General features: G+C 31.9%; 8 protein-coding genes. 3 read left to right on the top strand and 5 right to left on the bottom strand.

Annotation, left to right across the window (positions count from 1 at the left end):
* Window positions 1–128: 128 nt before the first annotated feature.
* A complete protein-coding gene (locus bsdtw1_RS02550) occupies window positions 129–2,597 on the bottom strand; it encodes a GH39 family glycosyl hydrolase (RefSeq protein WP_183276032.1) in 2,469 nt (822 codons plus the stop codon).
* A 718-nt stretch (window positions 2,598–3,315) separates the two neighbouring features.
* On the opposite strand from bsdtw1_RS02550, the gene greA reads away from it, so the two are divergent.
* The gene (gene greA / locus bsdtw1_RS02545) at window positions 3,316–3,786 is read left to right on the top strand and encodes a transcription elongation factor GreA (RefSeq protein WP_183276031.1); all 471 of its coding nucleotides are present in this window, start codon (window positions 3,316–3,318) and stop codon (window positions 3,784–3,786) included.
* A gap of 136 nt (window positions 3,787–3,922) precedes the next feature.
* On the opposite strand, the gene bsdtw1_RS02540 is transcribed toward greA, so the two are convergent.
* Window positions 3,923–4,786, bottom strand: a complete 864-nt coding sequence (locus tag bsdtw1_RS02540) for a YitT family protein (RefSeq protein ID WP_183276030.1) — start codon at window positions 4,784–4,786, stop codon at window positions 3,923–3,925.
* A 284-nt stretch (window positions 4,787–5,070) separates the two neighbouring features.
* On the bottom strand, window positions 5,071–9,672 hold the full coding sequence (locus bsdtw1_RS02535) for a PA14 domain-containing protein (protein ID WP_183276029.1): 4,602 nt from the start codon (window positions 9,670–9,672) through the stop codon (window positions 5,071–5,073).
* A gap of 372 nt (window positions 9,673–10,044) precedes the next feature.
* On the opposite strand from bsdtw1_RS02535, the gene bsdtw1_RS02530 reads away from it, so the two are divergent.
* Window positions 10,045–10,872, top strand: coding sequence for an endonuclease/exonuclease/phosphatase family protein (locus tag bsdtw1_RS02530; RefSeq protein WP_183276028.1), 828 nt, complete (start codon window positions 10,045–10,047; stop codon window positions 10,870–10,872).
* Between the two features lie 142 nt (window positions 10,873–11,014).
* Here the strand turns inward: bsdtw1_RS02530 and bsdtw1_RS02525 are convergent, their stop codons facing one another.
* Both bsdtw1_RS02525 and bsdtw1_RS02520 read right to left on the bottom strand, forming a co-directional pair.
* On the bottom strand, window positions 11,015–11,851 hold the full coding sequence (locus bsdtw1_RS02525) for a Cof-type HAD-IIB family hydrolase (RefSeq protein WP_183276027.1): 837 nt from the start codon (window positions 11,849–11,851) through the stop codon (window positions 11,015–11,017).
* A 124-nt stretch (window positions 11,852–11,975) separates the two neighbouring features.
* The gene (locus tag bsdtw1_RS02520) at window positions 11,976–13,451 is read right to left on the bottom strand and encodes a family 1 glycosylhydrolase (RefSeq protein WP_183276026.1); all 1,476 of its coding nucleotides are present in this window, start codon (window positions 13,449–13,451) and stop codon (window positions 11,976–11,978) included.
* Between the two features lie 492 nt (window positions 13,452–13,943).
* On the opposite strand from bsdtw1_RS02520, the gene bsdtw1_RS02515 reads away from it, so the two are divergent.
* On the top strand, window positions 13,944–14,831 hold the full coding sequence (locus bsdtw1_RS02515) for a MurR/RpiR family transcriptional regulator (protein WP_183276025.1): 888 nt from the start codon (window positions 13,944–13,946) through the stop codon (window positions 14,829–14,831).
* Window positions 14,832–14,845 lie beyond the last annotated feature (14 nt).

The following is a 14,845-nucleotide window of genomic DNA, read 5'->3' as shown; positions in this document are numbered from 1 at the left end:
ATAATATTATATACCTTCTTTACAGTAAAAAAGTTCTGAAGCTTTCTATATAATAAAAAATAGAGTGTATTTACAACACTCTATTTTTTATTATATTTACTTTTTTTCTTGCTACTCAATTAATATATTTAGCTATTTTTAACAGGTATAATCTCAATTAATATAACTTCGTGTGGCTCCATCTTTTCATTTATTATTAAATCACCGTTGATATCAATACTCTTCATTCTATATCCAAATATTGATTTATTTTTAATATAATTAAGTTCATCAGTTTCCATGGAATTTGGTGCACCAATTCTAAGCCATTCGTCATAGGCAGATCCATTTTCTTTATTAATTCTGTAGGTTTTCACAACTACCTCTCCAGACAATCCTTTTAAAGCAAAGCTTATATTTTTATTTTTCTCATCAAAAACATGATATCTATCTTTTAAAGTAATATCTTTTGAATGGCATTGCTTTTTATCATCGATAAAATGACAATAGTTAAATGCTAAAATCTGAATGGAATTATTGATATTCTTAGTGGCTATGAAATCATTTTCTTTTCTTATTATGCTATTTCCTAATCTATTCATAAGTTGATAGGCGTAATAGATTGGCTTCTTTATTCCATTGTTAGTTATAAAGCCAAGTCCTCCATGAAAGATATTGTTACTTGCCTTAGTTTCTTCAAATATATCACTAAATGACCAGTATGCCATACCATTAACTTTATTAAAATTAGCAATAATATTTTTTACGAAGAATGAAGCCTTGAAACATGTATCATGTATTAAATCTTTTTGGCTTGGAGTAGTATTCCATTCAGAAATAAAAAACTCTTTTATATCTATTTTATGCTTGTCTATCTTATTAACAAAACTATCTATATACTCAATAATAAAACTTTCATTAGCATATAAACAATAATCTATTGAATTCTGAAGTATCAGCTCATCATCTGACACCTTTCCAAACTTATTAATAAGTTCAAGTGAATCTGATTTTCCAATTGGCAATAGTGAATAAGTTCTTACAGCAATAAAGTCTAATGCTATCCTTTCATCTTTTAAATAGCAACTATAACTTTCCAAAAGCTGTAGATCAAATGTTCCTCCAACTCTCAGCTTTGTTTCAACCTGCTTCACACTACTGTAAGTTTCTCTAAAGAATTCAAAATACCTCCTATCTTCATTATTGAAGTAACTCCATTGGTCACAAATTTGAAAATACCAAGTTTGTACTTCATTTCGACCATATCTTTCTATAAGATGCTTCACAAAAGTTTTTATCAGCTTGTTCCACTTATTTATACTTTTAGGAAAACTTATATTAGCCTTCCATGCAAATATATATTTCTTTTCAGCTGCAAGTTGGTCAGGCATATACCCAAGTTCTATGAATGGTTTAAGCTTTATCTCCAATAAAAAATCTATAAGCTCATCAACATAAGTAAAGTTATATTCCGCATTCCCCTGACCGTCTTCACTATAAAGCCTCATCTCATCAGAAAGTATTCCATGAAACCTAACATATTCAAAGCCTATATCTTTTTGAACCAATCTCAATTGATTTCTTAGTTCTTCCCTCATACCTTCTGCAGCCCTTCCAAAAGCTAAAACCTTTTTCCAGCTCTTTTTAAAAGTTTCAACTGAAGAATTTAATTCAATTACATAGCTTTGCTTTTTTTCAGGTAATAATCTAAGTTTATCGTTTTCATGATTAGATATATTCTCTAAATTAAATTTAGAAAAATCTAATTCCAGTGAATTTTCTCTTATTTCATTTAAATAAATATTCCTATATTTTGAAGGAGTCATACCATAGATTTCTTTAAACGCCTTAAAGTAAGATTTTAAATTTGGAAATCCGTTTTCTAATGCTATAAAAGTAACTTTTTTATCTGATAGTACCAAGTCTTTTATAGACTCCTCTAATCGTACATTACTAATAAAAGCATTTAGAGGAATCCCCATTTGTTTTGAAAAATATCTAGATATATATTGGGAATTTAAATGCATATATTGTGAAATATCCTGTAAACTTATTTTTTCTTTATAATGAGTAAGTACAAACTTTATAATACTATTTATCCTCTCATCATCATGATTTATGGAGAATGTATTCTCTGTTTTATCAATAGTAAATTTATTAATTAATCGTACTATAAGTTCCATTATTAACTGTTTGGCCATTAATAAATATCCATTTTCCTTATTTAAACATACTTCTAGCAGCTTTATAATTATATTTTTAATGCTTTTATAGTCTTCCATATTGGTTTCATCAATATTTAATGAGTTTAATTCAAATATTAAATCACTAAAGTTATTATATAAGTTATTAAAATATTTATAATCTATTTCTAAAATGTAGATTTGATTAGTACTTGAACTATCTATACTGTACATTATATTTGGATTAATTAAAATAACATCCTCTTCTCTTAGTTTATATGTTTTGTCTTCTTGCTTTATAAGAATTTCACCTTTAATAACAAATATCAAAATTAGCTTTGGATTTAAGTAGTAGCTCGAGTTTTTAATGCTTTCAATATATAGTTTAACTGGAATTTCTCCTATGGTATCTATAATCTCATTTGTATATCTCATTAATCTCCCTCCATTATATCTATAGTCTATTTTGAATAAAGACTTTGACTTTCCTTTACTGTAAAAAATTGCTGAAGCGACTTTCTTCAATAATTTTTTTGCGCATCTGCCTTTCCGAATGCATATGAGGAAAATTTGGCAGGCGAATAAGTTTTATTTTTTACTGTATAGCCATAAAAACTTCTAACCCATTTGAAATATGTAGATTTAGATAGAATAAAAACTTTATATTTTCTTATACAGTAAAAAAGACCTCTATTAATAAAGAGGTAGGTTTCATCCTGCTTCTTATCAATGAAGGTCTAGCCTGATCAAGTCAGTTACAATCCAACAATCACATATAAGTATTTAATATACAGCTATAAGAACATAATACCATTTTTTACCACAGACAGTCAATTAGCTTCATACTACTTTATATTTACTTTTCAAACTATCTTCACCTGCGCCCTCCTACTTGTAATATTTTTCCATCATCATCACCTCTGATATAAATATTACGCTCTAGACCATATATCTGTAATCAACCGAAAGGTTGATTTATGTTACTAATAAATAATAGTACCTTATCAGCTTACTATAAGCCTATTTCTAATAAATCCATCTTTTCCATACAGTTTCAAAATAAACTATTCATAAATTAGAAGACTGTCTTTTGTTTTTTCTGAAATGCTATATAATATTAATATAATAATTTCATTGGAGGATAACTTATTTTATGAATAACACATTAACAGCTGAAAATATGAGGAAATTACAAGAAGAATTAGAATATAGACTGACTACCAAAAGAGCTGAAATTGCAAGAGAAAAACTAGAAGCTGCTGCACATGGTGATAGATCGGAAAATGCAGAATACAAAGAAGCTTGTGCTAACTATAGAGAAAATGATAATAGAATTCAGTACTTAATGACTATGATCTCAACAGCCATTATTGTAGATGACGAAAGCATAGATAAATCAGTATTAGGACTTAATAGTAAAGCTAAAGTTAAATTCATAGAAGATGATTTCGAGACCGTTGTAACCTTAGTAACTACAATGGATTTAGATCCTGATAACATGAAGATAAGTATCGAATCTGACTTAGGAAAAGCTTTATCAGGCAAGAAAGCTGGAGATGTAGTTGAAGTTAATGCTCCTGGAGAAAATTATAATATAGAAATATTAGAAGTATTGCATGAATAACAAAACTAATTGCAATTATAGAAAAAATCATGTATGAAGATATAGTAACTTCACACATGATTTTTATTCTGTCCAAATTTAATTAGCACTATTAAATTATATACTTATTAAAGCCTTACATCGCTACAAAAAATATCTACACATAATGCTTTTCCATACTAAACCCACGACCTTTTACCTCATTGACCCTATTTATAACCATAAATGCCTTTGGATCTATGGATAAAACCATCTCATTCAATTTTGATAATTCACGATTTGATATAACAGTAAGAACTACCAAATTATCATTATGGAAATACCCAGTTTCAGCATGAATTAAGGTTGATCCCCTATCAAGGTACTTAATAATCATCTGATTGATTTCTTCATACTTATCACTTATAATTTTCACCTGAGTTCTAGACTGTCCAAGTAACAGCACTTTATCAAGTACCACAGTATAAATTAATACTAGTAAAATTCCATATAAAACTTGTTCTTTGTTTGCAAAAAGCATTTGAGACAGAAGTATAGTAAAGTCTAATGAGTACATTACCACTGATACTGGAAGCCCAAGTTTTTTATTCAATACAAGAGGCGGTATGTCCATCCCTCCTGTAGAGGCACCTGCTTTTATCACTATGCCTATACTAAATCCAATCATTATACCTGCATAAATTGTTGATAGCAAATGATCAGAAGTCATATTCTTTAAATACCCAATGTTTTGTAGCACTCCAAGTACAAAAGGATAATAAAAAGTACTTATTAAAGTTGTTAATGCAAACTTTCTGCCAAGTACTAATCCTCCTAATATAAACATACTTACATTAAAAGCAGATACAAACATAGCTATAGGGATACTAAACTGATGGTAAAACAACAAAGCTAATCCGGTAGTACCTCCTGTTATTAGTCCAGTTGGAAGAATAAACATAGTAACTGCTAAAGCATATATGGTATTTCCAAACAAGATTAATGCTATATTTTTAATAAGTAACGAATATTTTTTAAGCATACATATTTTTCTCCTTAGGTCTTTAAACTATTTAATATTATATCTTAATGTCATGTTTTGTTAAATGACTTGCATTAAAGCGTCACTGTTTTATCAAGCAAAAGGAATAAAGATGAAACACTTCAATCCGAAATATAAATTCTATTACGAAGTGGTTCATCTTTATTGATTATTTGAAAGCAACATATATCCCTTAATAATCTTCATTGGTTTTATAATTTAATACTAACTAAATATTCTTCATTATCTATTGAAGACAATTTAGGATTTTCCATTTAGCTAGTCTATTGACCCACAACAAAAGTCACAGTGTACTTCCTTATTGTCTTTCCATCAGCTGCTGTTACAGTTATTACTGCTTTTTCATCTACTTTGCAAGCTTGTTTTATTGTAAGCTGTGCACCATTTATTCCTCTATGATCACTAACTTTTGCAGAAACAATTGGCGCCTTAGTAGTACCAGAAGGTAGTTTATAGATATAATCAAGAACCTCTGGATTGAAATTATCTATCTCATTATCTCCTATACATATTCTGCTTAGAGATGCATCTGTATTTGGTAGCATTTTAAAGTACAATGTATAGATTCTATGATTTCTTCCATCTGCAGAAGTAACGTGAATTGCTGCAAAAGAACTCAAGCAACCAGCTTGTTTTATATTTATCTTTGCATTGGCATCAGTTGCAGTTGCAGTTATAACAGGTTCCTTAGTTGTATATGGAATGGTCACTGTAGTAATTAAATCGCCTTTAAATTCAGGAATTGCCTTGCCATCTACAGTTATATTAGTTAAAGTAGCATCATTCTTAGAAGCAACTACAAACTTAACAGTATAAACATTAGTAGTAACTCCATCTTCTGCTGTCACTTTTATAGTAGCTGTTCCATTTACTGTGTCTGCTTGAGTTATATTTACCGTTTCCACAGTCTTTGTTGCTTCTGTAGAAACCACAGGAATCTTTGTTGTTCCAGAAGGCAATGTAATGCTATATTCTTTTTTACTTGGATCAAAGCCTTCTAAATTTTTACCATCTATACTTATACTCTTCAATGTTGCATCTGTATCCTTTGGAATTTGTACTGTAAAGTTAATAGTATAAGTCTTAATTGTCACTCCATCTTCTGCCGTTACCACTATTTTAGCTGTTCCAGGTAATGCTTCTGGTTTTGTTACCACTGCCACTGCTTTACCTGAATCCTTTACCACTGCATTTATTTCTGGCACTGCTGTTGTACCTGCAGGAAGTTCTATATTGTAAGTAGTGGTATTTTCATCAAAGCCAGTTATTGTTGCCCCACCAACCTTCAAATCACTCAAAGCTGCCTCTGTATGCTTTGGAACATAAGCTGCTGCAGAAATATTATCATACCTAGCATCAACATTCCAAGTTCTTAACCCTATAGCTCCAGAAATATAGCTTGTATCAACTTTATCTATTATAGGGGTATCCATATTATCTACATAAACCTTTATACTTGATCCAATAGCAGATATCTTCATATGATAGCTCTTTCCTGCTTCAATAGTCATTGGTTTAGTGTCTAAAAAGGTCCAAGAACCGTTGGATTTGCCAAGTACCACTCCAGGAACATCTCCATTTTTCCCTAATCCAGCATAATACCCTTTATAGTTATCAGCTCCTATCCCTGGACTGCTTAACCTAAATAATACTCCTGCATTGTTGTTAGCTTGAATATTGCCAAGGGTTATATCTGTCTCATAGGTAAAGTCTGAAAAATTAGTATTTTGAGCTATAGACTTTCCGCCACTATTTGCTAAAACTCCATATTTTCCATCTACTACAGACCAGCTTCCTCCAAAGTTACTCCACTGATTTGCATTTCCACTATCAAAGTTGTCGCTAAAGCTTGTGCTAGTTATAGGTTTGTCTGTAAGAACTCTCTTTCCTATCCCTACATCAATTCCTTGTCCGCCTGTTGTCTGATGGCAATGAACTGCAATGACATTACTATCATTAATCTTAATAGCTCTCTTAGCAGCATCATTCATATCTAGCAATACATAATCTGTTGAATATCCTGTTGCTGTTCCTGCAAGTACTCCATTTATATAAATCTCAGTAGCTTCGTCATGGAAAAGATTGAAGCATAGGTTGTTTATTTCATCAGTTGTGAGATTTCCAGGATTAAAGCTCTTACGCATCCATATATCTGAGGTATTCCAATTGGTTCCAACCGATATTCCAGGAGTGATTGCTGTTCCAAAACCGCCTTGTGCTGAAGTCCATTGGGAATCGTCAAAACTTGAAGAATACCAGTCTGACGCTGTATTTGTTGTAGCATATTTCCAAGTTTGCTTTTGTGATTTTGAAGTAGGTAATACTTCACTATAATAAGAAAGTTTATTAATAACCTTTTCATTGGATGCCTTAATCTTATTTACATCGCATTTCATCTGTCTGTCATAAGTCATTAAACCATTTACTTCAGTTTCTACATCAGTTATCTCAGTATACACTGCTGCACTTAATCCATTATTTGTCTTATAAGATAGAATATTATTTGCATAGGTATCATATAGGTTAGTTAAGTCATCAGCATTATTTACCATAATATAACTTGCTGAGAGAGCTTCATTCCATTGATGTTCTGGAATCTTAAATCCTATACCGCCATATTCTCCGCAAACATTAATTTGAGTCGAACTATTTGGACATGCTGGAGGTGGATAGCTATGAACATCATAAATGTTTCCTGCATTTGCATATGGTCCTCCACTTCCTTGATTTATTAATCTAGAGGAATCAAGACCTGCCACAAGTCCTACAAGTCGTGCTGGTTCGTACTGACCTTGCTCTTCGTTAAATACACACCACATGATGATTGATGGACTATTCCAATGTGTCTGAACCATACGTTGTAGTTCTAATTCATATTGAGGTTTATCTACTGGTGGAGGATTACTCATATAGGAATCAGCAGAAGGCATGTCCTGCCAAACTAAAATTCCTAATTTATCAGCCCAGTAGTACCAACGAGCTGGTTCTACCTTTATGTGTTTTCTTACCATATTAAAACCTAAAGCTTTTTCCTGTTCTATATCAGACTTTAAAGCTGCATCGGTTGGAGCTGTATAAAGTCCATCAGGCCAGAACCCTTGATCCAAAGGTCCCATCATGAAGGTTTCCTTATTGTTTAAAAATATCTTATTTACTCCATTTACTTGATTCATTGATATTTTACGCATTCCAAAATAACTCTTTACTGTATCTATAACTGTTGAGTCTTTCTTTAAATCTACCTGAAGATCATATAAGAAAGGATTATCTGGAGACCATAACTTAGCACTTGTAATTGGGATATATAGAGCTGTATTTGGACTACCGTCCACTTTACCTGCAATTGTTGTTCCATCATAAGCTGTAGCAGTAACTACAGTTCCTTCAGCTACTCCTGTTGTACTTACTGTAAGTTTAAGTCTTCCTCCATCCACATCTGGCTCAATCTTTAAATTATCTATGCTTGAGGATGCTGCAACTGGCTCAAGCCAAGCAGTTTGCCAAATTCCACTAGTTGATGTATACATGATTCCACCTTGATGTAAGGTCTGCTTTCCTCTTGGCTCTCCAGCAGCATCTGTTGGATCATAAACTTTTACAATTAACTCTTGTTCTCCTGTTGCTTTTAAGTATTGAGTGATGTCATAGCTAAATGGATCATAACCACCTTTATGAATACCTACACTTGTACCATTTACAAATACTTCAGATTGCCAATCCACTGCACCAAAGTTTATGATTATTTTCTTATCATTCCAATTCTGTGGCAAAGTGAAAACCCTTCTATACCAGGAATAATCATAATGAGTCATAATTCCTGATAAAGCTGATTCCATAGGATATGGAACAAGTATTTTCCTTGTTAAGTTCCTTCCGGTTGGTACTGGATCACTTTCAGTTCCCTCTTGGAATTGCCATAACCCATTTAGATTCTGCCACTCAGTTCTTTGCATCTGCATTCTTGGATAATCAGGAAGAGCATTATCAGCAGTCACGTCTGCTGACCATTTTGTCATTAAAGGAGCCTGTTGCTTTTCCCATTGCACATATGGTGTCACACTTATATTAGCTACAGCTTCTGCTGTTGTGCCTGATACTGTACCAGTCACTACTACATTTCCAACCTCAGAAAATAATGATGCATCACTAAAATCCCAAGCCACAGGAAGCTGTCTTTTTGTACCATCACTATAATCTACAGTTACAGCACTTGGTAGATTTGGATGTGCATATTGCTGACAAGTTCCTGTCACTGGTTCTACAGAAGCGGTTACTATAGGTACTTGACTACCTTCTGGTTGATAAAAGCATTCCACTGGTACAACCTGTTTTGGTTGACTCGTACTAGACCATTGAAGCTTTAGGTCCGCTCCACCAGTAGCTTGAAAGTACTCTAGTTTAAAATCATACTGAACTCCTGCCTTAAGACTAATTTTACTGCTTGTTTGAGGAACCTCCCAGTCATTTACCCAATGGTCAATTATTAAATTGCCATTTACCCATAGCCTAAATCCGTTATCACCTATCATATAAAAAGTATAATCTTCACTATATTTAGGCTGTATCTTTCCTGTCCATCTCACTGCACATCCCTCAGTTTGTCCAGTACGTGCTTTAAGTACATCAGTAAAAGCACTATAAAAGTTTATATTTTCATCTATATTGGTAGATACTAAACTTGCAAAATCCGCAGCAGTTGTAGAACTACATTTATAATAGTCACCTTTTAATCCATGATAGGATACTTCTTCAGCTTGAGCAATTGTTGCTGCTTTAGTTAAACTTGGATTAACTGTTAAGACAGAAAGAAAAGTCATTATAATTGATAACATCTTCATAAACTTATTATACTTATTCCTTTTCAAATCCCATTGTCCCCCTATCTATATTCTAAGATTTTTTAACTTTTATAAACTTCTTAAATCCACCTCCTTTTTAAGTATTATTGGTATTACTGTCCTACTACGCTGGATTTCATCGTTAAATAATTTAAATATTAGTTACTGACCACTATTATTCCGTTTCATTCTACAAAAAAATTGTATCATAACGTTTTCACACTGTATTTGTACTATTCATTACTTTTGTATACTTTTGCTACAATTTTTATATCTTATCCTATATTAATAAACTTTACATACCGGTAGCTGTTTACTATAGATGAATTTGCTCTAAATTTATGGTAAAATTATAGTTATTACTTGAATATTTAGATTATTATTACAGGAGGTGAAGATATGAAAGAATCTATAAATTTAAGGCTAATGACTTTTAATATACTTGTTGATCGTAGAACTGATGAGCCATATTCATGGAAACATAGGCGTGAACAAATATTATCTATATTAAGATACTATAATCCAGATATATTTTGTCTCCAAGAAGCTTTGGAGCACCAAAAGGTTTATTTAGAAGAAAATCTTCCTGAGTACTCCTGCTTTGGTATAGGACGTAATGATGGCAATCTATCTGGAGAGCAGGTCCCTATTTTCCATCGTAAAGATATGTTTGATTTAGAAGACCATGGATACTTTTGGTTATCAGAAACTCCATCTATTGCTGGTTCCATTGGCTACGATGCCAAGTGCCCTCGTACGGTTATATGGAAGCAATTAAAACATAAAAGCTCAAATAATACTTTCATTATTGCAAATACTCATTATGATCATGTCGGCAAGGCAGCAAATTCAAAAAGCATTCATGTAATAAAAGAACAGCTTTTACTATTTAATGAGAACATTCCAGCAATTCTATGTGGAGACTTCAACTCCTCCGAACAATCTCCAGCCTATGACGAGATTCTATCCCAAGGCTTCATAGATGCTTCGAAGACAGAAACAACTATTTATTATGGTTTACCTTTTACCTATCATCGTTTTATGATGAATGAATATAAGTCAAATATGGAATCTCTACAGCAACAACATGATAGAATTTTTAGACCGATCGATCATATATTTTATAATGGTTCTATTAAAATTATTCGATATGGTGTCTTACCAGATAATAGATCAGGAGTATATCCTTCAGATCACTTTCCTGTATTGTGTGACTTTAATCTTTGATTCAATATTTAAAAGCCGTGCATTATAAAGAGATTTGTCTCCTTATAATACACGGCCTTTGTGTTTTTATGGGCTGTGTTTAACTACATTGCCCAAATTAAATAACCACTTAATTTCAAAACATTTCTTTAACAGCTCTAATTTATATACTGCTTGTCTTAAAGATAAACTTCTCAATTAGTTCTGCAACGACGCCTTCGTTATTATCAGCACTTGTGGTGTAGTCGCAAGCCTTTTTTACATCTTCCACTGCATTTCCTGCCGCTACCGATAAACCTGCAACTTTTAACATAGCCATATCGTTGTAGTTATCTCCTACTGCAATTGTATCCTTTATATCTATATTTAGTATCCTTGCTAAATCTGCTAAGCCTTGTCCTTTATCTACACCTAAAGAATTAAACTCCATATAACGATTTGATGAATAACTAACAGAACAATATCCATATACTATATCCTTCATATCAGGTTCTAAGCTCATTAAGTAAGGTACGTCTATATTTTGATATAAAATCTTAGCTATCAATTCATTTTCTAAAAAATCTACAGTATTTTCTTCCATAATAGTACATTCAAATTTTTGACGTTCAATCCTTAACTTTTCACTATCTGATAAATTATAGACATATAACTTATCTTTTGTATAAACATGAATACAAACATCCTTGGTTAATCCATACTCAAAAATCTCTTTCATTTTATGAAAATCCAAACCTTTAAACTGCAGCAACTTATTTGCTTTGTTTTCAGTTAAAGCACCTCCATTAAAAGAAAGAACATACTCACCTAGTTCATCATATAAATCTAATATTCTTAAATCTGTCTGAATAGAATTATAGCCTCTTCCTGTGGCTGGAACAAACTTTACTCCATACTCTTCCTTGGCCCTTTTAATAAACTCAATATTTTTTTCACAAATTACATGATCATCATTTAATAAGGTTTCATCCATATCACAAGCAATTAGTTTATATCCCATATCAATTTTCCTCCCTTACATTTTTCCCTTGTATTTATTGTACACAAAAAATTATGTTAAAACTTAATATTTTCTAAATAAGAAAAAACGAGTGATATCAATTGATACCACTCATTATATACTTCTAGAAGCTTAAGTCTTCTCCGTTTGAACCAATTACTTTTTTATACCAATAGAAAGAATCCTTTCTGCTTCTTGTAAGAGGTCCATCACCGTTATCATCCTTCTCTACATAGATAAATCCATAACGCTTTCTCATCTCTCCAGTACCTGCAGAAACTAAGTCAATGCATCCCCATGGAGTATATCCTATTAAATTAACTCCATCTTCTTCTACCGCTTCCTTCATTGCCTCAATGTGTCTAGCTAGGTATTCCATACGATAAGTATCATGGACAGATCCATCTTCCTCCACTTTATCAATAGCTCCCATTCCATTTTCAACAATAAATAAAGGTAAGTTATATCTTTCTTGCAATCTATTAAGTGCAAGTCTCAATCCAACTGGATCAATCTGCCATCCCCAATCAGTTGCCTTTAAATAAGGATTTAAAACTGAAGTAGACATATTTCCATCAGTCACAGTTTTATTTTTATCAGAGCTCACAACTGAACTTGAGTAATAAGAGAATCCTATATAGTCAACAGTGCCATTCTTTAATAGCTCATCGTCTCCATCTTGCTTTTCTAATTTTACACCTAATCTCTCATACTCTTTTAATTTATATTCTGGATAAACCCCACGACATTGAACATCAGAGAAAAAGTGTCTTTGTTGATCGCTTTTCATTAATTTCAATTCATCTTCAGGATTACAAGTAAGTGCATAAGTAGACCCATATGCAGTCATCATACCAATCTTGAAATCTGGATTAATTTCATGACCTAATTGTACAACCTTTGCACTTGCTAAAAACTGATGATAAACTGCTTGTGCTCTTGATTGATCATCATTTTTAATAACTCCACCTGCAAAAGTAGGCATATGATCCATTATATTAATTTCATTAAAAGTCATCCAATACTTAACCTTATTTTTATATCTATTAAATATAGTTTCGCAGTATCTTACATAGAAATCTATAACTCTACGATCTAACCAACCTCCATAATTGTTTGTTAAAGCAAGAGGTGTCTCATAGTGAGAAATTGTTACCACTGGCTCAATATTATGTTTAAGTAATTCATCAAACACGTTATCGTAAAACTCTAGACCTTTTTCGTTAGCAAGCTCATCATCCCCATTTGGGAAAATTCTTGCCCAATTTATAGATAATCTAAAACAGTTAAATCCCATCTCAGCAAATAATGCTATATCTTCTTTATAATGATTATAAAAATCTATGGCCTGGTGACTTGGGTAATATTCTCCTTCATGACATTCTAATACAGCTTCATCAGGAATTGATTCAAAGGGAAAAACCGGTTGGGATTTCCTTGTTCCATCTGGCATAGTATAAGTTATTCTTCTTGCTGACTTATGGCTTCCATTTGTCATAATATCAGCAGTACTTAGGCCTTTACCATCCTCTAAGTATCCACCTTCAAATTGGTTAGCTGCAGTAGCTCCTCCCCATAGAAAACCTTTTCTAAATCCCATCTTAATTATCTCCTCTCTTTAATCCAAGTATGTTTATACATCTTCAGTTAACGCTTAATAATAGGTGTACCAACTTATAATTTCAACACTGTGCTTTGGCAGCACCGCTTATTTAACTAGTATATCTTTAAATAACTTTTTTTCTTATGATATAATCATATATAATAAACATTACAATTTAAACATTTTGATTACATATTAGAATGTGATTTCATTTTTTTTAGCTATTTTCTATAGAATGATGAAATCCTATTCCTATTGATGTATCACTTCGTAATAAGCTTATCATTTTTAAATTCTCTCACCAGAAGCCGTGAGAGTTTTAAAAATAAATTTCGGTTCGAAGTGATGCATCTTTGGATGTATCATTTCGTAATAAAACTCATTATTTTTAAATTCTCTCACCAGAAGCTGTGAGAGTTTTAAAAATAGATTTTGGTTCGAAGTGATGCATCCTTATCACTTACATATATTGAAAAGAGGACTGTACTTATGCTTATTTCAAATAAACTTGAATCTATAGATTCTCTATCAAAATCAGAAGAAATTCTTGCTAATTATATTCTTAATGAAAAAGAAAACATTGAAAATCTATCTACTAAAGATTTGGCAAACGCAACTTATACTTCGCCCTCTACAGTAGTCCGACTATCACAAAAGCTTGGTTTCAGTGGGTGGAACGAACTTAAAGAAAAGTATATTGAAGAACTTCAATACTTAAACAACCATTTTTCTGATGTTGATCCAAATTTTCCATTTGAAGCTCACGATTCTTTTATAAATGTTGCTTCAAAGGTTGCACATTTAGCAGCTAATAGTATTGAAGATACGCTTTCTCTTTTAAAGAATGATGAGTTAAAAAAGGCGGTGGATCTACTTAATAAAGCGCAAATGATTAATGTATATGGAAGCAGTAATTCACTACTTATGGCATATGATTTCAAACATAAAATGCTTAGAATAAATCGTCATGTTGAAATTATGAATTTACCTGGTGAGCAAATGGTGGTTGCTTCAAATTCCTCACCTAAAAATTGTGCTATATTAATTTCTTATTCAGGAGAAAACGAAGAGGTTTTAAAAATTGCAGAGATGTTAAAAAATAAAAACACACCTACAATTGTACTTACAAGCATTGGTGAGAACACCTTAAGATCCTTTGGTGATTGTGCTTTTTCTATATCTACAAGAGAAAAACTTTATTCAAAGATTGCAACATATTCAAGCAATGATTCTATTCATTTAATTTTAGATATTTTATATTCTTGCTTATTCAAGATTAATTACGATTTCAATCTAGAATATAAGACTAATATTTCAAAAGAAATAGATCCAAGATCTTCAACCATTAACTTGATAAAAGAGCAAAATGAACTTTAGAAAAGTGTTGTTTT

This window comes from Clostridium fungisolvens, from assembly GCF_014193895.1.
GTDB lineage: Bacteria > Bacillota > Clostridia > Clostridiales > Clostridiaceae > Clostridium_AR > Clostridium_AR fungisolvens.
The sequence above is the reverse complement of the archived record's forward strand: the minus strand, read 5'-3'. Positions and strand labels throughout refer to the sequence as shown.